The organism is Pseudogulbenkiania sp. NH8B, assembly GCF_000283535.1.
Lineage (GTDB): Bacteria > Pseudomonadota > Gammaproteobacteria > Burkholderiales > Chromobacteriaceae > Pseudogulbenkiania > Pseudogulbenkiania ferrooxidans.
Genome location: NC_016002.1, coordinates 2,623,456 through 2,644,226, shown reverse-complemented (window position 1 = coordinate 2,644,226; position 20,771 = coordinate 2,623,456). Strand labels below are relative to the sequence as shown.

The 20,771-nt window shown below is 67.7% G+C and carries 18 protein-coding genes; 14 read left to right on the top strand and 4 right to left on the bottom strand.

Annotated features, from left to right (window positions below; all coding sequences use genetic code 11):
• The first annotated feature begins 1 nt into the window (after nucleotide 1).
• The 4 genes from NH8B_RS12120 to NH8B_RS12105 all read left to right on the top strand — a co-directional run bounded on the left by NH8B_RS12120 (nucleotide 2) and on the right by NH8B_RS12105 (nucleotide 5,426).
• The gene (locus NH8B_RS12120; RefSeq protein WP_014087570.1) at nucleotides 2-2,509 is read left to right on the top strand and encodes a non-ribosomal peptide synthetase; all 2,508 of its coding nucleotides are present in this window, start codon (nucleotides 2-4) and stop codon (nucleotides 2,507-2,509) included.
• A 72-nt stretch (nucleotides 2,510-2,581) separates the two neighbouring features.
• A complete protein-coding gene (locus tag NH8B_RS12115) occupies nucleotides 2,582-3,604 on the top strand; it encodes a TauD/TfdA family dioxygenase (protein WP_014087569.1) in 1,023 nt (340 codons plus the stop codon).
• Nucleotides 3,605-3,636: 32 nt separating this feature from the next.
• A complete protein-coding gene (locus NH8B_RS12110; RefSeq protein ID WP_014087568.1) occupies nucleotides 3,637-4,653 on the top strand; it encodes an NAD(P)-dependent oxidoreductase in 1,017 nt (338 codons plus the stop codon).
• A 26-nt stretch (nucleotides 4,654-4,679) separates the two neighbouring features.
• The gene (locus NH8B_RS12105) at nucleotides 4,680-5,426 is read left to right on the top strand and encodes a 4'-phosphopantetheinyl transferase family protein (RefSeq protein WP_014087567.1); all 747 of its coding nucleotides are present in this window, start codon (nucleotides 4,680-4,682) and stop codon (nucleotides 5,424-5,426) included.
• 134 nt (nucleotides 5,427-5,560) lie between these two features.
• Here the strand turns inward: NH8B_RS12105 and aroQ are convergent, their stop codons facing one another.
• From aroQ to NH8B_RS12090, 3 genes are all read right to left on the bottom strand, one after another.
• Entirely contained in the window at nucleotides 5,561-6,016 is a 456-nt protein-coding gene (gene aroQ / locus NH8B_RS12100) for a type II 3-dehydroquinate dehydratase (protein WP_008952955.1), read from the bottom strand.
• A gap of 13 nt (nucleotides 6,017-6,029) precedes the next feature.
• Nucleotides 6,030-6,863 carry a shikimate dehydrogenase family protein gene (locus NH8B_RS12095; protein ID WP_014087566.1) on the bottom strand — a complete coding sequence of 278 codons (834 nt, stop codon included), beginning with the start codon at nucleotides 6,861-6,863 and terminating at the stop codon, nucleotides 6,030-6,032.
• 157 nt (nucleotides 6,864-7,020) lie between these two features.
• Nucleotides 7,021-8,958 (bottom strand): bifunctional sugar phosphate isomerase/epimerase/4-hydroxyphenylpyruvate dioxygenase family protein, encoded by a 1,938-nt coding sequence (locus NH8B_RS12090; protein WP_014087564.1) that lies wholly within the window; start codon nucleotides 8,956-8,958, stop codon nucleotides 7,021-7,023.
• A 596-nt stretch (nucleotides 8,959-9,554) separates the two neighbouring features.
• On the opposite strand from NH8B_RS12090, the gene NH8B_RS12085 reads away from it, so the two are divergent.
• From NH8B_RS12085 to NH8B_RS12050, 8 genes are all read left to right on the top strand, one after another.
• A complete protein-coding gene (locus NH8B_RS12085; protein WP_014087563.1) occupies nucleotides 9,555-10,238 on the top strand; it encodes a 3-oxoacid CoA-transferase subunit A in 684 nt (227 codons plus the stop codon).
• A 12-nt stretch (nucleotides 10,239-10,250) separates the two neighbouring features.
• Nucleotides 10,251-10,907 carry a 3-oxoacid CoA-transferase subunit B gene (locus NH8B_RS12080; RefSeq protein WP_008952951.1) on the top strand — a complete coding sequence of 219 codons (657 nt, stop codon included), beginning with the start codon at nucleotides 10,251-10,253 and terminating at the stop codon, nucleotides 10,905-10,907.
• Between the two features lie 8 nt (nucleotides 10,908-10,915).
• Complete coding sequence (gene pcaF / locus NH8B_RS12075; RefSeq protein ID WP_014087562.1) at nucleotides 10,916-12,118, top strand: 3-oxoadipyl-CoA thiolase; 1,203 nt, start codon at nucleotides 10,916-10,918, stop codon at nucleotides 12,116-12,118.
• 353 nt (nucleotides 12,119-12,471) lie between these two features.
• The gene (locus NH8B_RS12070; RefSeq protein ID WP_014087561.1) at nucleotides 12,472-13,815 is read left to right on the top strand and encodes a 3-carboxy-cis,cis-muconate cycloisomerase; all 1,344 of its coding nucleotides are present in this window, start codon (nucleotides 12,472-12,474) and stop codon (nucleotides 13,813-13,815) included.
• 2 nt (nucleotides 13,816-13,817) lie between these two features.
• Entirely contained in the window at nucleotides 13,818-14,597 is a 780-nt protein-coding gene (gene pcaD / locus NH8B_RS12065) for a 3-oxoadipate enol-lactonase (protein WP_014087560.1), read from the top strand.
• A 35-nt stretch (nucleotides 14,598-14,632) separates the two neighbouring features.
• Nucleotides 14,633-15,019, top strand: a complete 387-nt coding sequence (pcaC, locus tag NH8B_RS12060) for a 4-carboxymuconolactone decarboxylase (protein ID WP_014087559.1) — start codon at nucleotides 14,633-14,635, stop codon at nucleotides 15,017-15,019.
• A gap of 90 nt (nucleotides 15,020-15,109) precedes the next feature.
• Entirely contained in the window at nucleotides 15,110-15,847 is a 738-nt protein-coding gene (locus NH8B_RS12055; RefSeq protein WP_014087558.1) for a TerC family protein, read from the top strand.
• A 15-nt stretch (nucleotides 15,848-15,862) separates the two neighbouring features.
• Nucleotides 15,863-16,291: a universal stress protein gene (locus tag NH8B_RS12050; protein WP_014087557.1), complete on the top strand. Its 429-nt coding sequence runs from the start codon at nucleotides 15,863-15,865 to the stop codon at nucleotides 16,289-16,291.
• A gap of 77 nt (nucleotides 16,292-16,368) precedes the next feature.
• Here the strand turns inward: NH8B_RS12050 and NH8B_RS12045 are convergent, their stop codons facing one another.
• Nucleotides 16,369-17,319: a LysR substrate-binding domain-containing protein gene (locus NH8B_RS12045; RefSeq protein ID WP_014087556.1), complete on the bottom strand. Its 951-nt coding sequence runs from the start codon at nucleotides 17,317-17,319 to the stop codon at nucleotides 16,369-16,371.
• Nucleotides 17,320-17,474: 155 nt separating this feature from the next.
• Between NH8B_RS12045 and NH8B_RS12040 the strand changes: the two genes are divergently transcribed.
• Both NH8B_RS12040 and NH8B_RS12035 read left to right on the top strand, forming a co-directional pair.
• Nucleotides 17,475-18,125: a TetR/AcrR family transcriptional regulator gene (locus tag NH8B_RS12040; RefSeq protein WP_014087555.1), complete on the top strand. Its 651-nt coding sequence runs from the start codon at nucleotides 17,475-17,477 to the stop codon at nucleotides 18,123-18,125.
• Nucleotides 18,122-20,647 carry a PEP/pyruvate-binding domain-containing protein gene (locus NH8B_RS12035; protein WP_014087554.1) on the top strand — a complete coding sequence of 842 codons (2,526 nt, stop codon included), beginning with the start codon at nucleotides 18,122-18,124 and terminating at the stop codon, nucleotides 20,645-20,647. The genes NH8B_RS12040 and NH8B_RS12035 overlap by 4 nt, the downstream gene beginning before the upstream one ends.
• Nucleotides 20,648-20,771 lie beyond the last annotated feature (124 nt).

Here is a 20,771-nt window from a genome sequence, read left to right as displayed (position 1 = left end):
GATGAACCCTATCGCATTACGAAAAGACGGTGCCACGGCCGAGCACAGCCGGGCGTTCTGGCACGATGTCCTCCTCGCCGGCGGCTTCGCCGCGCTGCCGCGCTGGACCCTCGATCCGGTACCCGGCGTCGGGGAAGTGGAAGCGGCGATTCCCGATGAACTCGCGGCGGCGCTGTACCGGCTGGTGGATGGGCTGGCGGTACCGCTCAGTTCGGTGCTGTTGACCGCGCACGCCAAGGTGCTCGGCGCGCTGTGCGGCGAGAGCGAAGTGACCGCCGGCTACGCCGTGCCGGGCGGCCCGCCGTTGCCGTTCCCGATGTCGATCGGGCCCCGTTCGTGGCGGCAGGTGCTGCTGGAAACCGCGCGGGCGGAGTCGGCGCTGCTGTTGCACCGCAATTTTCCGGTCGAGGCGCTGAGACGTGAGCTGGGCCTCACCGAGCCCTTGTTCGAGACCGTGTTCGATACCGCCCCGGCGGGTGGTGCCGAGCTGGGCGACGGCATCGTGCTCCGTCTCGCCCTGGTGCAAGGCGAGGGGCTCGCGCTGCGGCTGCGTTACCGGACGGATGTCCTCGACGGCGAGTGCGCCGCCAGAGTCGCCGGCTATCACCTCGCCGCGCTGGCGGCGCTGGCGGCTGATCCTGAGGCCGAGCCGGCACGGCAGAGTCTGCTCTCCCCTGAGGAGTGGCGTTTCCAGCTCGATGGCCTCGCCGGGCCGCAGCGCACGCTGCCGGAGCGCCGGGCCCACGAGCTGTTCGAAGAACAGGCGCGGGCGCACCCGGACGCCGTGGCGGCCGTGCACGGCGACGGGCAGCTGACCTATGGCCAGCTCAATGCCCGCGCCAACCAGCTGGCGCGGATGCTGTTGGCGCACGGCTTGGGCCGTGAAGGCGTGGTCGCCGTGGTGACCGAGCGCAATCTGGACTGGCTGAGCGCGGTGCTCGCCATCTTCAAGGCCGGTGGCGCCTACCTGCCCATCGAGCCGCATTTCCCCGCCGACCGCATCGCGCGCACGCTCAGCCGGGCCGATTGCCGGCTGGTGCTGACCGAGCGTGGCAGCACCGGGATGCTGGATCAGGCGCTCGATGCCCCAGCCGGAATCCCCGAGGGCATCGAGAGACTGTTCATCGATGCGGCCTGGGCGGCGGGTTTCCCCGAGGACGATGTCGGGGTCGAGGTCACGCCCGATCAGCTCGCCTACATCTACTTCACCTCCGGCTCGACCGGCGAACCCAAGGGGGCGATGTGCGAGCACGCCGGCATGCTCAACCACCTGTTCGCCAAGATCGACGACCTGAACATCGGCGCCGGAACGGTGGTCGCCCAGACGGCGCCGCAGTGCTTCGATATCTCGCTGTGGCAGCTGGTGTCCGCGCTGCTGGTCGGCGGGCGGACGCTGCTGGTGGAGCAGGACGCGATCCTGGACGTCAGGCGTTTTGTCGACAAGATCGTCGAGGCCAGGGTCAACGTGCTGCAGGTGGTGCCGTCCTATCTCGACGTCGTCCTGAGCGAGCTGAAGCAGCACCCGCGCGCGCTGCCGGACCTGCGCTGCGTGGCGGTCACCGGCGAGGCGCTGAAGAAGGAGCTGACGCAACGCTGGTTCGCGGCCCAGCCCGGTATCCGGCTGGTGAACGTTTACGGCCTGACCGAGACCTCCGACGACACCAATCACGAGGTGATGGACGGCGTGCCCAGCCGCGAGCGTGTGCCGCTCGGCCGCCCCGTCAACAATGCGCATGTCTACGTCGTCGACGAGCAGTTGTCGCCGGTGCCGCTCGGCGCACCGGGCGAGATCGTGTTCTCCGGGGTCTGCGTCGGGCGCGGCTACGTCAACGATCCGGAGCGCACGCAACGCGCCTTCATGGCCGACCCGAACCGCCCGGGGCAGCGGTTGTACCGCAGCGGCGATTTCGGCCGCTGGCTGCCCGAAGGCAAGCTGGAGTTCCTCGGCCGCCGCGATGCGCAGGTCAAGATCAGCGGCTTCCGGATCGAGCTGGGCGAGATCGAGAACACGCTGTTGCGCTTGCCGGGCGTGCGGGACGGCGCGGTCGTCGTCGCCGAGCGGGCAGACCGCAGCAAGCACCTGGTGGCTTTTTATTCCGGAGAGCGGCAGCTCGACGCCGACGCGCTGCAAAAGCAGCTTGGCGAGTCGCTGCCCACGTACATGGTGCCGTCGGCGTTCCATTGGCAAAGAACGCTGCCCTTGACGGGCAACGGCAAGATCGACCGGAAGGCCTTGACGGCTCTCGCCGGCGAGCTCGGCATGGCCAAAGTCGATGGTGAGCGCGCCAGCACGCCGACCGAGCAACGGCTGGCGGCCGCATGGGCCGAGATTCTCGGCATTTCGCCGGAGCAGGTGGGCCGGGGGGCTCACTTCTTCGAACTCGGCGGCACCTCGTTGTCGGCACTGAGGCTGGCGATCAAGTTGAACCGCGCGGTGTCGGTGAAGGACCTGGCGGATCACCCGGTGCTCGCCGATCTGGCCGGCCTGGTGGACGCGCGGTCCGCGTAGCGGCGGCTGGCTGCGCCAGAAGGGTAGCCCTTCCGCTACCACCGCATCAGTCAGCAAAGGAGGTAATCCGAAATGTCATCACTCTTTGCAACCGCATCATCTTCCGTGCCGACCTCATCGCTCGATGTGGCGGTGCGACCCGGTAAGCCGCCACTGTTGCGGGTGGACGCCAGCACGGACGCACGCCGCTGGGTCGCCGAGCATCGCGACGAGCTGCGTGCCGCCGTCGTCGAACACGGCGCGCTGCTGGTGCGCGGCCTCGGCTTGCGCGACGTGGAGGAGGTGGGCGCCGTATTCCGGCAACTGGGCCGCCCGATGATCGAGCGGGAGGCGTTCGCCACCCGGCAGCGCTACGCCGATGGGCTCTATTCCTCGTCGAAGTGGCCGCCCAGCCAGCCCATGTGCATGCACCACGAACTCAGCTATGCGCTCGAATTTCCCTCCCTCATGTTGTTCGCCTGTCTCACCGCGCCTAGCGAGGAGGGCGCGACGTCGTTGGCCGACGAGACGGTGATAGGGCGAGCGCTGCCGGCGGATCTGGTCGACCGCTTCGAGCGACTGGGGTGGCTGCTGGTCCGCAACTACAACGACGAGATCGGGGCGTCGATCGCCGAAGCCTTCGGCAGCGACGAGCGCCAGGCCGTCGAGAGCTACTGCCGTGCGCAGGCGATCCGCTTCGAGTGGCAGCCCGACGGCGCCTTGCGCACCTGGCAGCGCCGCAGCGCCGTGGTGCGCCATCCGCGTAGCGGCCAGCGCTGCTGGTTCAACCAGATCGCCTTCCTCAACGAGTGGACGATAGACCCGGAGGTACGCGAATACCTGGTGGACGTCTACGGCGAGGACGGGCTGCCGTTCAATACGCGTTTCGGCAACGGCGATCCGATCGACCCGGACATCGTGCAAACGATCAACGAGGTCTATACCGCCCACACCGTGCGCGACGCCTGGCAGTCCGGCGACCTGATGCTGGTGGACAACATCCGCACCGCGCACGCCAGGGAACGCTTCGAGGGGCCGCGCGAGGTGCTGGTCGGCATGGCCGACGCGCTGAACGTGGCCGACTGCTCGCCGACCATCGAGGTGGCCGGCGATTGACGAAGACCGCCACACAGTAAAGGAGCTTGCAAATGTCAGCAGGAAAATTCGAGACGGTGTTGCCGGACGAGCCGGTGTTCTGGGATGTCGAGCAGAGACCGAGCCGCCAGTCGGAAACGGAAACCGTGCTTCCGGTGGAGCATGCCCGTGTCCTGGTCTGTGACCCGATCCCTGCCGTGGCCGTCGAGCGGATGCGCGAAGGCGGGCTGCTGGTGGACGAGTGGATCGGCCTCTCGCCCGCGATGCTTGAGGAGCTGATCGGCGATTACGACGCCGTCGTCGTGCGCTCCGCCACGCGGCTCGGCGCGCAGCAGCTCGCCGCCGCCCAGCGGTTGCGGCTGATCGTCCGCGCCGGTGTCGGCACCGACAACATCGACCTTGCCGCGGCGGCATCCCAGGGGATCGCCGTACTGAACACGCCCAAGGCCTCGACCGGCTCGGTGGCCGAGCTGGCCCTGGGCATGCTTCTCGCCCTGGCGCGGCGCATCCCGCAGGCCGATGCCGCCGTGAAGTCGGGAGGTTGGCCGAAGAAAGAGTTCTCGGATGGGATCGAACTCGCCGGCAAGACGCTCGGCATCATCGGCGTGGGCCGGATCGGGGGAGCCCTGGGGCGTTGTGCCGCCGCGCTCGGCATGGTCGTTGTCGGGGCCGACAAGGCCGCCGAGCCCGTGGGGCGCTTCGAGGGTCTCGAGCTGCTCTCGCTCGAGGCGCTCCTTGCGTGTGCCGACTTCGTTTCGATTCACACCCCGCCGAGCAAGGCGGGACGCGCCGTGATCGGGAAGAAGGAGATCGCGCGCATGAAGGACGGTGTCCTGCTGGTCAACTGCGCGCGTGGCGGTTTGGTGGACGAGGAGGCGCTCCTCGCCGCCCTCGATTCGGGCAAGGTGCGCGGGGCCGCGCTCGATGTGTTCGCCGGGGAGCCCCCCAGCGACCTGCGGCTCGCCCGCCATCCCCATGTCATCTGCACGCCGCACTTGGGCGCTTCGACGTGCGAGGCCCAGGCCCGGATCGGCGTGGAGATCGCTCAGCTCATGTTGGAGCAGTTGTAGCGCTCCGTCAGAGGAGGGAGTTCGTCATGTTTCAACTGCCCTTCCATGAAGTGCATGTCTGGCGCGTCAGTCTGGACGTTTCTCCGGAAACGTCGGCGCGCCTCCAGGCGACGCTCTCAGAAGACGAATGCCGCCGGAGCGCACGGTTTCGCTTCGAGCGCGATCGACGGCGATTTGTCGCCGCGCATGGCGTGCTGCGCGCGCTTCTGGGGAACTATCTTCAGACCCCGGCCGACCGCGTACGCTATGTGTACAACGCCTTCGGCAAACCTGGCCTCAGCCCTGAATTCGACGGCCGGCTCGCGTTCAATCTGTCCCACTCGGGCGATCTGGCCCTCGTCGCCATCGCCGCCGACGCCAGGCTCGGCATCGATCTTGAACGCATCCGGGAGCAAGCCGATTACGCGGACATCGCGCGCTATTTCTTCTCGGCGGCCGAGGCCGACCAGTTGAGTGCGCTGCCGGAGCCGCTTTGCGCCGATGCCTTTCTCGCGTGCTGGACCAAGAAGGAGGCGTACCTGAAAGCCTGCGGCAACGGCCTTGCCGGGCAGCTGGATGGTTTTTCGGTTCCCCTGACGACCGATCCGGGTGAGGGGCCGGCAAACCTCGACGGCGCTTCCGGCGAGATCGCTCCGGAAAGGCCGTGGTCGCTGTACACGCTCCAGCCGGCGCCGGGCTATATCGGGGCGCTGGCCATCGAGGGGCGTGGCTGGCGCGTGAGTGAACGGCTGTGGGACATGGCGGAATCGGGTGAAACGGCACGAAAGCCATGACAACGCATCATCGCTGTCATGGCTTGTCGTGGTGACTGGCGCCGGGCCGCCGGGCTTGGCGCCGCGAACAAACCCCTGTGCAACGGTCTTGGCAAGGCCGCGCAACAACGCCAGGAGGGGGTTGTCAGTGCCTCTCAGCCCTGGAGTTTGCGCACCAGCCCTTCCATCGCCAGGGTGTAGCCGAGCACGCCGAAGCCGACCACGATGCCGGCGGCGGCCGGCGAGACGTAGGAGTGGTGGCGGAACGACTCGCGGGCGTGCACGTTGGAGATGTGGATTTCGATCACAGGCAGGTCGCCGACGCCCTTGATGGCGTCGTGCAGCGCGATCGAGGTGTGCGTCAGCGCGCCGGGGTTGATGACGACGCCGAGCAGGGTGCCGTCACGAAACGCCTGGCCGGCTTCGTGGATCTTGTCGAGCAGGGCGCCTTCCCAGTTGCTCTGGAAGCATTCCACCTCGTAGCCCAGGCGCTCGCCGGTTTCCTTGCACATCGCCTCGACGTCGGCCAGCGTGGTGTGGCCGTACTGGGCCGGCTCGCGCGTTCCCAGCAGGTTCAGGTTGGGGCCGTTCAGTACCAGAATTTTTTTCATCGTTCGTCCTCGTTCAATACTTGATCTGCGATACCGCGCGCAGTTCGTCCGGGGTGGCGGTGCCGAAGCCGAAGAACTCCAGGTAGGCGGGAATCATCTCGAACAGCATGTCGGTGCCGACCTGCACTTGGCAACCCTTTTCCAGCGCGGCGCGCAGCAGCGGGGTGTATTCCGACTTCATCACCACCTCGCCGACGAAGCTGCTCGGGGCGATGCGCGCGACGTCGAACGGCAGCGGATCGTCGTCGTTCATGCCCACCGGGGTGGCGTTGACCACCACGTCGTAGCCGGCCGGGTCGTTGGAGCCGGTGCGGATGACGAGCTGCGGGTAGTGCTCGGCGAGGCGCCCCGCCAGGGCCATAGCCTGGGCGTCGCGGGTGTCGAACAGGGCCAGTTCCGCCACGCCGGCGGCCGCCAGCGACGCGGCGATGGCCGAGCCGACGCCGCCGCAACCGGACACGAGCACGCGGGTGCCGGCGAGGCGGCGGCCCTTGCGCTCGACGCCGCGCACGAAACCGGCGCCGTCGAACTGGTCGCCCAGCAGGGTGCCGTCCGGACGCAGCAGGATGGCGTTGCAGGCGCCGGCGATCCTGGCGGTCGGGGTGGCGTCGTCGACCAGATCGAGCGTGGTGATCTTGTGCGGCATGGTCACCAGCGCGCCGCGGATATTGCTCAGCCGGAACAGCGATTTGAGAAAGACCGCGTAGTCGTCGGGCTTGACGCCCATCGGCACCACCACGGCGTCGATGCCTTGTTTCTCGAACCACGGGTTGTAAATCATCGGCGCCTTGAAGGCTTCGGTCGGGTAGCCGAGGTGGGCGATCAGGGTGGTTTTGCCGCTAATCATCGAGTCATTCCTCCTTTGTTTGATTATTCATGAACACGCTGGTGTTTGGTCATGGCGCCCCCGGTGAGGGGGTGATGCTGCTTTCCTTGGGGCCGGAGGGGCGGCAGATGCGGGCCCGCGTCCTCCGGTTTTCTGCTCAGGCAGGGCTGGAGCGGGTTCAGTCGGCCCAGCTCGCGCCGCGCTGGCCGGCGCGCGCGCGGGTCTGCGCCAGCGCCGCCAGTCGCACCGCGACGTTGGCCGCGCCGTACTGCTGGTAGCCGCCGCGCCGTTCGATGATCTCGAAGAAGAAGCGTTCTTCGAACGGCTCGGTGTAGACGTGCAAGAGCTCGCCGCCCTCCGGGTCGCGGTCGTACAGCACGTTGGCGGCGGCGATCCGTGCGATGAACTCCGGCTCCAGATCGAAACGCGCGGCCAGATCGTCGTAGTAGTTGCGCGGAATCTCCAAGAGCGGCAGGCCGGCCTCGCGCGCCGCCGCCACCGCCGCGAAGATGTCGTCGGCGGCGAAGGCGACGTGCTGCAGGCCGGAGCCGCGGTAGGTCGACACCGAGCGGGCGATGGCGGTGTTGCGGTTTTCCGAGATGTTGAGCGGGATGCGGATGGTGCGGTCGGCGCTGCGCAGCACGCGGCTCTTCACCAGGCCGTACGGATCGGGCAGCACCCACTCGTGCTCGGCTTCGAAGCCGTACACGGCGCGGAAATACAGCGACCAGGTATCCAGCGTTTCGGCTGGCAGGCCGAGCGCAAAGTGATCGATGGCCGACAGCGTGGTACGTGCCGCGGCGGCAACGCCGCCCGGCAGCGGATCGAAGTCGCTGTCGTAGATCGAGCGGCCGTCCAGGCCCTTGTCCACCAGGTATTGCAGGCTGCCGTCCGGGGCGCGCACCGCCGGAATCTGGCGCTCGTTGGGGCCGACGCGGCTTTCGAACGGGCGGGCGCGGTACAGCTTGGCACGCTCCAGCGCGGCGCGGCTGTCGTCGACGCGGAATGCCGCCGCGCACAATGAGGGGCCGTGGGCGACGAAGAAGGCGTGCGCGAATGAGTCCGGCTCGGCGTTGAGAATCAGGTTGACGCTGCCGTGGCGGTAGAGGTCGACGTTCTTCGATTTGTGGCGCGCGGCGTGGGCGAAGCCGAGCTTCTGGAACCACTTGGCGAGGCGGCGCGCGGCGTCATCGTCGACGGCGAATTCGAGGAACTCCACGCCGTCGAAGCGGGACGGCGCGGGCGGGGCGAACAGCGCCTCGGCGCTTTTCGCGCTCTCGAGGTTGGCCGAAGACGCCTGCAGCGCCTGGCGCGTGGTTTCTTCCAGGTACAGCAGCGAGCGCAGGCCGTCGGCCGCGGTGATGCGGGTCGGCGCGGCGCGGAAGCCGTCGTTGAAGATCTCCAGCGACAGCGGGCCGGAGTAGCCGCTTTGCAGGATCGGGGCGAGGAAGGCCGGCAGGTCGAATTCGCCCTGGCCGGGGAAGCAGCGGAAGTGGCGGCTCCATTCCATGACGTCCATCGCCAGCACCGGGGCGTCGGCCATCTGCAGGAACACGATCTTGTCGCCGGGAATCTCCGCCAGCCGCGACAGGTCGTCCTTGATCGACAGGGTGTGGAAGCTGTCGAGGATGATGCCGAGGTTGGGGTGGTCGACCGCCTTCACGATGTCCCACACGTGGCGGTAGGAGTTGACGTAACGCCCCCAGGCCAGCGCCTCGTAGCCGACCAGGATGCCGCGCTTGGCGGCGCGTTCGGCCAACTGGTGCAGATCGTCGGCGATCACGGCGTCGTCACGGATCACGTCGGGCTGCACGCTGCTGCACACCAGGATGCGGTCGGTGCCGAGCTCCTGCATCAGGTCGAACTTGCGCTCGGCGCGGTCGAGGTTGTGCTGCAGCTTGTCGCGCCGGCCGCCCTCGAAGTCGCGGAACGGCTGGAACAGCATGATCTTGAGCCCGAGGTCGTCGCAGAGGCGCTTGGCGTCGCGCGGCGATCCCTCGAAGTACAGCAGGTCGTTCTCGAAAATCTCCACGCCGTCGAACCCGGCGGCGGCGATCGCCTCGAGCTTCTCCGGCAGCGTGCCGCTCAGCGACACCGTGGCAATGGAATGCTGCATGGTCGGTCCTCACAAGAAATGAGCGTATTTCTCTGAACCCGTTCCCGATCTTGCTGCGCATCCCCGATCGGGGCTCATGTGCTCTGCGTGCCAATCTTCGATTGGCTCAGCGATCGGAAATCCTCATGGACTCCATGTCCATTCCGGTTCCTGCGCTGCGCGTCACCCCGCTGAGGGCTGCTCGCGACTGATCGTGAACAGATTCTCAGGATAGTCTCCGCCTTCGCCGAGGTGGAGTTTTGTTCGATAGTCGATTATATGTTCTGTATTCGGACAATTGCTATAGCTTTGTTCGTGGTCCGCGAGCATGTCGTTTTTGCCTCGCAGCGGGGCGGGGCGAGCGCCACAAGGCCCAGGCGCATTGCCTTTGGCGCCGTTCGGGGCGAGCGATGGCCAGAAAAGTATGTGCGATAGTCGCACTATACTTCGATAATCGCCCTTGACGCTGAGAGTGGTGAACCCTAAATTGTGTTCATTAATAGACGCAATGTTCGGTCAGCGCCCGTTTCGTGATTGGCGCCGTCTGGCCGGGCATGTTCATCAACCCGAGCAAAGGATCCCGCCCTCTTATAGAAGGGTGGGACGGGAGCGAGACCATGATCGACAAGACCGTTGCCTCCCTTGAGGAGGCGGTGGCCGGCATCTTCGACGGTGCCACCGTGATGATCGGCGGCTTCGGCACGGCGGGGCAGCCGGCCGAGCTGATCGACGCGCTGATCGCGCAGGGCGCGAAAGACCTCACCATCGTCAACAACAACGCCGGCAACGGTGACATCGGGCTGGCCGCGCTGTTGAACGCCCGCCGCGTCAAGAAGATCATCTGCTCGTTCCCGCGCCAGGCCGATTCGCACGTGTTCGACGCGCTCTACCGCGCCGGCGAGATCGAGCTGGAACTGGTGCCGCAGGGCAACCTCGCCGCGCGCATCCAGGCCGCCGGCGCCGGTCTTGGCGCCATCTTCACCCCGACCGGCTACGGCACGCTGTTGGCCGAAGGCAAGGAAACGCGCGAGATCGACGGCAAGCACTACGTGCTGGAATACCCGATCAAGGCCGACTTCGCGCTGATCAAGGCGCTGAAGGGCGACCGCTGGGGCAACCTGATCTACCGCAAGGCGGCGCGCAACTTCGGCCCGATCATGGCGACGGCGGCTGGCGTCACCATCGCGCAGGTGTCCGAAATCGTGCCCTTGGGCGCCCTGGACCCCGAAGTCATCGTGACCCCGGGCATTTTCGTGCAGCGCGTCGTCGCCATCGGCAACGCCGTGGCGCAAGCGGCGTAAAGGAGTAGCGACATGAACAAACTCACCCGCGACCAGATGGCCGAACGTGTCGCCCGCGACATCCCCGAAGGCTCCTACGTCAACCTTGGCATCGGCCTGCCGACCAAGGTGGCCAACTACCTGCCGAAAGAGCGCGAAATCTTCCTGCACAGCGAAAACGGCTTGCTCGGCATGGGCGAAGCGCCCGAACCGGGCGAAGAGGACCCGGAACTGATCAACGCCGGCAAGGAGCCGGTGACGCTGCTCGAAGGCGGCAGCTTCTTCCACCACGGCGACTCGTTCGCGATGATGCGCGGCGGCCACCTCGACATCTGCGTGCTCGGCGCCTTCCAGGTGTCGGCCAGCGGCGACCTGGCCAACTGGCACACCGGCGCACCGGGAGCGATCCCGGCGGTCGGCGGCGCAATGGACCTGGCGGTCGGCGCCAAGCAGGTGTTCGTGATGATGGATCTGCTCACCAAAACCGGCGAGAGCAAGCTGGTCGAGGCGTGCAGCTATCCGCTGACCGGCGTGGGCTGCGTCGACCGCATCTACACCGACGTGGCCGTCATCGACGTGACCCCGGACGGACTGGTGGTGCGTGAACTGGTCGAAGGCAACAGCTTCGACGAGCTGCAGCGCATCGTCCCGGTTCCCCTCAAGATGGCCTCGCTGGCCGCCGCCGCATAAGGATCACCATGGAAAACGCCTACATCTGCGACGCCATCCGCACCCCGTTCGGCCGCTACGGCGGCACCCTGTCCTCGGTGCGCGCCGACGACCTCGGCGCCTTGCCGATCAAGGCCCTGATCGAGCGCAACCCCAACGTCGACTGGGGCGCCATCGACGACGTGATCTACGGCTGCGCCAACCAGGCCGGCGAAGACAACCGCAACGTGGCGCGCATGTCGTCGCTGCTGGCCGGCCTGCCGCAAGACGTGCCGGGCAGCACCGTGAACCGCCTGTGCGGCTCCAGTCTGGACGCCATCGGCATCGCCGCGCGCGCCATCAAGAGCGGCGAAACCAGCCTGATGATCGCCGGCGGCGTCGAGAGCATGAGCCGCGCCCCGTACGTGATGGGCAAGGCCGACACCGCGTTCTCGCGCAACATGAAGATCGAGGACACCACCATCGGCTGGCGCTTCGTCAACCCGCTGATGAAGGCGCAGTACGGCGTCGATTCGATGCCGGAAACCGCCGAGAACGTGGCGGTCGATTTCGCCGTCAGCCGCGCCGACCAGGACGCCTTCGCGCTGCGCAGCCAGCAGCGCTACGCCGCCGCGCACGAGGCCGGCCGCTTTGCCGACGAGCTGATCCCGGTCACCATCGCCCAGAAGAAGGGTGATCCGATCGTGTTCGCCAAGGACGAGCATCCGCGTGCCACCACGCCGGAAGCATTGGCTAAGCTGAAGGGAGTGGTGCGTCCGGACGGTTCCGTGACCGCCGGTAACGCCTCCGGTGTCAACGATGGTGCCTGCGCCGTGCTGCTGGCCAGCGAAGCCGCCGCCGGCCGCTACGGTCTGACCCCGCGTGCCCGCATCGTCGCCATGGCCACCGCCGGCGTGGCGCCGCGCATCATGGGCTTCGGCCCGGCCCCGGCGATCCGCAAGGTGCTGGCCAAGGCCGGCCTGACGCTGGACCAGATCGACCTGATCGAGCTGAACGAGGCGTTCGCCGCCCAGGCGCTGGCGGTGACCCGCGACCACGGCCTGGCCGACGACGACGCCCGCGTCAACCCGAACGGCGGCGCCATCGCCATCGGCCACCCGCTCGGCGCCTCCGGCGCGCGCCTGGTGACCACGGCAGCCTACCAGCTGGCCCGTACCGGCGGTCGTTACGCGCTGTGCACCATGTGCATCGGCGTGGGGCAGGGCATCGCGCTGATCATCGAACGGGTATGATGCTTAGGGCGTGCCATCGATTGTTTTCCCTCCGCGTTGCTGCCGCGAAAGCGGCCAGGCAAGGCGCTGGGCGCAGGCAATGGCCACTCCCTTGCCAAGCCCGGCAACGCCGCATGGAGGCTTTCGCGGCGCAACCCTGCGGGCCGGGCCTGTTTTTGTGCGCTACGGCGTTGCTCGGCTCTCGTTTGGAATAACCAAACGTCGTGCCTCCGCCTTGTCGCGCGCAAAAACAGGCTCCGGCGCGGAGAGGAAAACAATCGATGGCACGCCCTATGGTGAAAACCCGTTGAAACGACGTCGACAGGCTCGCCCAAACCGGTCGGGCCTGTCGGCTTTTTCAAGGAAAGCCAAGAATGAAACTCCTGGACCCCTTGTTCCGGGGTAGCGCATGCCAGGCCGCTTTCAGCGACGCCGCCACGGTGCAGGGCATGCTCGACTTCGAGGCGGCGCTGGCGCGTGCCGAAGCGGCGGCCGGCGTGATTCCGCCGGCCGCAGTGCCGGCGATCGAGGCGGCCTGCCGTGCCGAGCGGCTGGACCTGGACGGCATCGCCGCCGACGCCGCACGCGCCGGCAACCTCGCCATCCCCTTGGTCAAGCACCTCACCGCGCAGGTCAAAGCCGCCGATGAAGCAGCGGCGCGCTTCGTGCACTGGGGCGCCACTAGCCAGGACGCCATCGACAGCGGCTTCGTGCTGCAGCTGAAGCAGGCGCTGGCCGCGGTCGAGGCCGACTTGGAGCGGCTGATCGCGGCGCTGGCGCGGTGCGTGGCCGAGCACCGCCACACCGTGATGGTGGGGCGCACCTGGATGCAGCACGCGCTGCCCACCACCTTCGGCCTCAAGCTCGCCGGCACCCTTGACGCGCTGCTGCGCCAGCGCGAGCGCCTGGCCGAGTTCAAGCCGCGCGTGTTGGCCGTGCAGTTCGGCGGTGCCGCCGGCACGCTGGCCTCGCTGGGCGATGCCGGCCTCGCGGTGGCGCAAAGGTTGGCCGAAGAACTGGAGCTGACCCTGCCCGCGACGCCGTGGCATGGCCAGCGCGACCGCATCGCCGAAGTGGCCGCGTGGTTCGGCTCGCTGACCGGCGTGCTGGGCAAGCTGGCGCGCGACGTATCGCTGCTGATGCAGACCGACGTGGCCGAAGCGTTCGAGCCGGCCGGAGCCGGCCGCGGTGGTTCGTCGACGATGCCGCACAAGCGCAACCCGGTCAGCTCGGCCATCGTGCTGTCCGCCGCGGTGCGCGTGCCGGCGCTGGTCGGCACCGTGTTCGCGGCGATGGTGCAGGAACACGAGCGCGGCCTCGGCGGCTGGCACGCCGAATGGGAAGCGCTGCCCGAGCTGATCGGGCTGTCGGCCGGCGCCCTGGCGGTGAGCGCCGAACTGGTCGAAGGGCTGGAGGTCCACGCCGACACCATGCGCGCCAATCTCGACAAGACCGGCGGCCTGATCATGGCCGAGGCGGTGACGATGGCGCTGGGCGAGCCGCTCGGCCGGCTCGAAGCGCACAAGCTGATCGAGGCCAAGTGCCGTCAGGCACTCGGCGAAGGCCGTCACCTGAAGGACGTGTTGTTGCAGGAACCCCGCGTCACCGAGCATCTGTCTCATGAAGAACTGAATCGTCTGCTGGACCCCATCAACTACACCGGCGTTGCCGACGCGCTGATCGAGCGTGTACTGGCTGCCGCCCTGGCAGGAAACTGATCATGTCTACCATCAAACTCGATACCTGCACCATCAACTATGACCTGGACGGCCCGGTCGGTGCGCCGGTGCTGGTGCTGTCCAACTCGCTCGGCACCACCATGGATATGTGGGCGCCCCAGCTGGACGCGCTGCGCTGGAAATTCCAGCTACTCCGTTACGACACGCGCGGTCACGGCAAGTCGACGCCGGTACCCGGCCCATACACGATCGACAGGCTCGGCCGCGACGTGCTGGGCCTGCTGGATGCGCTCAAGATCGAGCGCGCGCACTTTTGCGGCATTTCGATGGGGGGCCTCACCGGCCTGTGGCTGGGCGTCAACGCCCCCGAGCGGCTGGGCAAGCTGGTGGTGAGCAACACTGCCGCACGCATCGGCACCGCCGTGGGCTGGCAGGACCGTGCCCGCCTGGTACGTGATGAAGGCATACCCGAAGTGGCCGATGGCGCCGCCAGCCGCTGGTTCACTCCGCATTTCATCCAGCACCAGCCGGGGCTGGTGGACATGCTGCTTCAGCAATTGCGCTCCAGCCCGCAGGCCGGCTACGCCGCCTGCTGCGATGCGCTGGAGAAGGCCGATCTGCGTCAGGACGTCGCCCGCATCAGCGCTCCGACGCTGGTGATCAGCGGCCGGCATGACCCGGTAACCACCACCGAGGATGCGCGCTACCTGGTCGAGCAAATTGCCGGATCGAAAGGGGTGGAGCTGGACGCTTCCCACCTTTCCAACGTCGAGGCCGCCGCCGACTTCAACCGTGCCGTGCTCGATTTCCTGCTCGCCTGAGCCGTCGCAGCGCCCAGAACAAGGAAGATAGCAACATGGACGAAAAAGACCGCTACGAAAACGGGATGACGGTGCGCCGCGCCGTGCTGGGCGACGCCCACGTCGACCGAACCCTGGCCAAGCGCAACGACTTCAACACCGAATTCCAGGAGTTCATCACGCGCTACGCCTGGGGCGACATCTGGACCCGCCCCGGCCTGCCGCGCCACAGCCGCAGCCTGATCACCATCGCCATGCTGATCGCGCTCAACCGCGAAGACGAGTTGCGCATGCACCTGAAGGCCGCGTTTAATAACGGCGTGACGCGCGACGAGCTGAAGGAAGTCCTGATGCAGTCCGGCATCTATTGCGGCCTGCCCGCCGCCAACGCCGCCTTCCATCTGGCCGAAGCGGTGTTCGCCGAGATGGAGGCGCAGGGCTAACCGCTCCGGTATCATCGCGTCATGGGAGAAGCCGGGCCTTGTGCCCGGCTTCATTGTCTTTCCGCTCCAAACACCGTCAGAGGAGACGTCATGCCGGAATTCTTGTTCGAGGCCAGCTTCTGGCTCTCGGTGGCGCAGATCGTCGCCATCGACATCCTGCTGGGCGGCGACAACGCCGTGGTGATCGCGCTGGCCTGCCGCAAACTACCCGAAGCGCAGCGCCGCAAAGGCATTCTGTGGGGCGTGGCCGGCGCCGTCGCCCTGCGCATCGTGCTGATCTTCTTCGCGCTGCAGCTCTTGGCGCTGCCCTTGCTGAAGGTGGGGGGCGCGCTGCTGTTGCTGTGGATCGGCGTCAAGCTGCTGCAGCCGGACGACGACGACGGCCACGCCAACGTCCAAGGCAGCACCCATCTCTTGGGCGCCATCAAGACCATCATCGTGGCCGACGCCGTGATGAGCCTGGACAACGTCATCGCCGTGGCCGGCGCCGCCAAGGGCGAGCTCGGACTGGTGGCGTTCGGTATCGCCATCAGCATTCCCATCATCGTCTGGGGCAGCCAGTTCGTGCTCAAGCTGATGGACCGCTTCCCGGTGGTGATCACGCTGGGCGCGGCGCTGTTGGGCTGGATCGCCGGCGACATGGTGCTGGGTGACGTGATGGTCAAGCCGTACCTGGCGGACGCACCGCACTGGTTGCACTACCTCTCGGGTACGGTGGGCGCGGTGCTGGTGGTGGCGGTCGGTACGCAGCTGGCAAAACGGGCTGCCGCCGCACCACTCAACGAGATTGCGCTGAGCGGCGAGACACCGCGCAGCGGCAAAGACTAATCGGGGGAATCTGTCATGACGATGCGAATTCTGGTGGCACTGGACGGCTCCGAGCCGTCGCTGCGCGCCATCGACTACCTCCTTCGGCTGCATGCCGCCGCGAGCGATCTGGACGTCCATCTGCTCAACGTGCAGATACCGCTCGAATCCGGCCACGTGCGCATGTTCATCAGCCACGAGGATCTGCAGGAGTATTACCGCGAACAAGGCCAGGCGGCGCTCAAGGCCGGGCGCGAGCGGCTGGAACAGGCCGGCGTCGCTTGCACGGTGCACGTCGCGGTGGGGCATAGCGCGCAAACCATCACCCAGTTCGCGCGCGAACGCGGCATCGACACCATCGTCATGGGCTCGCACGGCCACAGCGGGATCGGCCATCTGCTGCTGGGCTCGGTGACGTCGGAAGTCATCCGGCTGGCCGACGTCCCGGTGACCGTGGCGAAGTAGGCGAGCGCCGCCGGCAGCCTGTCATCTCGATACTGACGAAGCCCCCGTCGGGAGCCAACGAGGCATCTGGTGGGGGCTTATTCCTGGCCCTTCAACCGCTCGCGTTGCCGCGCCGCCGAATCGCGGATGGTGGCGATCAATTCCTGGGCCGGCATCGACAGCCGGCCCTCGCTGCGCGTCAGCAGCCCCACCGGCTCCTCGGTGCCGCCGGTGGCCAGGGGCAGGCGCGCGAGCAGGCCCCGCTCCAGGTCGTCGCGCACCGCCCCCGCCGAAATGAACCACACGTAATCGAAGCGCAACGCCAGCAGCCGCGCCAGCGACACCGACAAGGTCTCCACCAGGCTCTCGGGCAGACGCAGGCCGCGCGATTGCAGGAAACTCTCGGTGTTGTGGCGCGGAATCGTGCCTTTGGGCGAGACGATCAGCGGGTAATCGAGCACCGTCTCGAGTGACGGCGGATGGTCGGACTGCAGCGGGTGGCCGGGCCGGGTCACCATGATCATCGGTTCGACGTAGAGCAGTTCGAAACTCAAACCGACCATCATTTCCGGATCGGCCATGCGGCCGATCGCCAGATCGTATTCGCCCGCCTTGAGGCTGGCCAGCAGCGGGGCGTTGGCAGCGGTCTGCACCTGTACCGAGGTGTGCGGGCGTTGGGCGCGAAACTCGCCCAGCGCCAGCGGCAGCAGATCGATCGCCACGGTCGGCAGGGCGCCGACACGCAGCAGGGTCGGCGACGGGGCGTCATGCTTGCTCACGGCGCGCCCCGCCGCGCCCAGGGTGTCGAGCACCGCGACCGCATGCACCAGAAACGCCTCGCCGTCTTGCGTCAGCGTGGCCCCCAGCCGCCCGCGCTCGAACAGCCGCGCGCCGGCGATCTCCTCCAGTTCGGCCAGGGTCTTCGAGACCGCCGGCTGGCTCAACATCAGGCGCGCCGCGGCACGTCCCAGGTTCTGCTCCTGGGCCACGGCGACGAAGCAATGCAGGTGGCGCAGCCGGATGCGGCTGGTGAAACGATCCTTTTCCATAGCCCGATGTTATGAAAGAAGCCGTGTCATGGCAATTTCCATGAATTCCGATGCCGGTTTTCGAGGGGTAGCGGGTGGCATGGCTGCGTGGTCTTGATAAAAACTGAACGTCGTATAAAAATAGATGTCGTCTATATTGTCTTGAGGGTGTCGCCATGCCCGGCAACCTGTCCAACTCCGTCGTCCCGACGCCAGACGAACCGTCGGCGGCGCAAACCGGCCGGCGCGAACGCAAGCGCCAGCAACAACTCGACCATCTCGCCGACACCGCCTGGGCCTTGTTCGAGGCAGAAGGCTATGAAGCGGTGACCATGGAGCGCATCGCCGAGGCCGCCGATGTCGCCAAGGGCACCTTGTACAAGCACTTCCCGGTCAAGGAGGCGCTGCTTCGCCATCGCTTCCACCGTGAATTGCGCGAAGGCCAGGCCGGCCTGGCGCCGGTGATCCAGGCCGAAGCGCCCGGCGCGGCCCGCCTGCGCCGGTTCTTCGCGCTGAGCGCCGAGTGGTCTGAGCCACACCGCCGCTACCTGCTGCCCTACGTGCAATACCGTCTGGCCGAGCCGCGCCATCCGAACGACGAGCGCCAGCGCAGCGGTCTGGAGCGAATCTTCGCGGCCCTGATCGCTGACGGCCAGGCGGCCGGCTGTTTCCGCCAGGACGTCAGCGCCACGGTGCTGGCGGTGTACCTCGAATTTCTCTATCTCGCCGCACTGCTGCGCTGGCTGACCGAGGCGGCGCCCTCGCTGCCCGGCGAGTTCGAGAGCATGCTCGATGTCTTCTTCGGCGGCCTGGAGGTGCGGGCATGACGGCGGCCATCATCAATGAAGCAGAGAGCCTCGCGCTGGGCGCCACCGCCGTCGGCGGCAAGGCCTGGCAACTCGCGCAGTTGCGCCATTTCGGCCTGCCGGTACCGGATTTCGTCGCGATTCCGGCGTGCTGGAGCGAGGCGCGGCACGGCGCGTTTCCGGAGGAACTGGCGTCGCAGCTGGCCTCGACGTTGGCCGAACGGGGCTGGCTCGACCGCCCGCTCGCCGTGCGCTCGTCGGCGGTGGGCGAGGATTCGGCGCTGGCCTCGTTCGCCGGCATCTATCGCTCATGCCTCAATGTGCGTGGCCTGCCTGCGTTGCTGGCGGCCATCGCCGAGGTCTGGAGCTCGCTCGACAGCGAGACGGCAAGCGCCTATCGCCAGGGTATTGGCCAACGGCAGCCGGCAACGATGGCGGTGATCGTGATGCCGCTGCTCGCCGCCGAGGCATCCGGCATCGCGTTCACCTGCGACCCCGTCAGCGGCCGCGAGGATCGCCTGATCGTGCATGCCAACTGGGGGCTGGGCGAGTCGCTGGTGGGTGGCGAGGCGGCGGGCGACGAGTACGTTTTCGCCGAGGATACGAGCGACATCTGGCGCCTGATCGAGCGCCGCCAAGGCAGCAAGGCGACGATGAGCGTGAGCGCTGCGGGCGGGGGCACGGTGCGTGTCGCGGTCCCCGCGGGCAAGGCCATGGCATCCGTCTTCGATACCGCGCAAGCCGAAGCGCTGGCTGCCTTGTTGTGGGACGCCGCCGTCGCGCTCGACTTCGTCGCGCCCTTCTACGATCTCGAATGGGTCTGGGACGGCACGCGCTGCTGGCTGACCCAGGCGCGGCCGGTGACACGGCGGCCGCGTCGTACCTATGCCGCACTGCAAGGCCAGCCGTCGATCTGGACGCGCGGCAATACCCGCGAAATCATGCCCGAGCCGCTGCAGCCGATGGACTGGAACTTCTCCCGGCGCGGCGTCAACCACCTGCTGGAGCAGGGCTGGAAGCTCGCCGGCTACCCGCTGTTGTCCGGAGTCCAGCGTGCCGGGCTGTTTCACGGCCGGCTCTACCTGGAAGCGGCCATCATGCAGTGGGAAGCCTGGGACGCCATCGGGCTCACGCCCGAGCATTTCAATACGCTGCTGGGTGGCCATCAGCCCACGATCTCGGTGAATCCCCCCGCGTTCGGCACACGGCTGCGGCGTCTGGGGTGCATCCTGCGCTATGCCCTGGGGGCGCCGGCCAAGCGCCGGAGCGGTGACGCGGCCATCGCCCGGGTACGGGCAAGCGCCCGCCAGGCGCTGGGGCAGACGCCACCTTGCGATGCCGCTGGCTGGCGTGAACGGCTGTACCAGCTGTGCCGGCCGGCGCGGGAGGAAGTCGATCTGCTGTTTCTGCAAGGGTCGGGGGGCGGCAGTCTGTCCCTCTTGGTCGAGACGCTGGAAAAAACCTTCCCTGGCGAAGGAGCGGCGCTCGGCGCCGCCCTGCTGGCGGGTGGTGACGCCAGTGCCACGGCGCAGCAGGGCTACGCCTTGCTGGCGCTGGCCCGCCTGGCGGCCCGCTGCGGCCACAGCCTGCAGGACCACCCCGAGTTTGCCCGCGCTTTCGCCGCCTTTCTCGACGAATACGGTCATCGCGGCCATTACGAGACCTATATCGGCTCGCCGCGCTGGCGCGAACAGCCCGAGACGATTCTCGAACAACTCCCGGCGCTGGCCCAGGTCGACGAGAAAGCGATAGCGGCGCGCCAGCAGGCCGCCGCCGACGCGGCCTGGCAGCGCCTGCGCCAACATGCGCCGTTGTGGAAAACGCTGTTCATCAAGGGGCTGGTCAAGGCCGCCAATCGCGAATCCAACCAGCGCGAGGCGGCGCGCAGCGCCTTGATCGCCAATCTCGACGCGGTGCGGCACGCCTGGTTGGGCGCCGCCGCCTGGATGCAGTCGCAGGGCTGGCTGCGGGCGGCGGAGGATGTCTTCTGGCTGCTGCCTTCCGAAGCCGAGCGCGCCGCCATGAGCGGGCAGACCCCCGTCGCCGGCCTGCAGGCGCGCATCGCGGCGCGGCAGGCGCTGTTCCGCCAGTGGCAGGCGGAAGAGGCGCCGGAGTTCCTGTTGGTCGAAGCGGCCGGGACGACGCGGCCAGCCAAGGCTTCGCCATCCGGTGCCGGCAACGGCCGCCATCGCTGGCGTGGCGTCGCCACCGGCACGGGGCGGGTGCAGGGCAGAGTACGCATTTTGCGCCACCCCTCCGACGGCGGGCGCCTGCAGGCCGGCGAGATTCTGGTCGCACCATCGACCGATCCCGGCTGGACGCCGCTCTTCCTGAGGGCGGGCGGGCTGGTGGTCGAAACCGGCGGCTATCTCTCGCACGGCGCCATCGTCGCCCGCGAATTCGCCTTGCCGGCTGTGGTCAACCTGCCTGGCATCCTCGAAGCCCTGCAGGATGGCGACGAGATCGAAGTCGACGGCCTGAGCGGCGAGGTGCGCCATCTGGGCCGGAATGGGACGGAAAGGTCAGCCGGCCAGGCGACGTAGCCGGGGGCGGGCTCGTCGCGCCCAGCGTGTCGGGCGGGGCCGCGTGACGTCTTCGGCCAACCTGGCCTTGGAAAAAAAGAAGGGGCCGCTGGGCGGCCCCTGAATAACTCGAGGGAGAAACGCG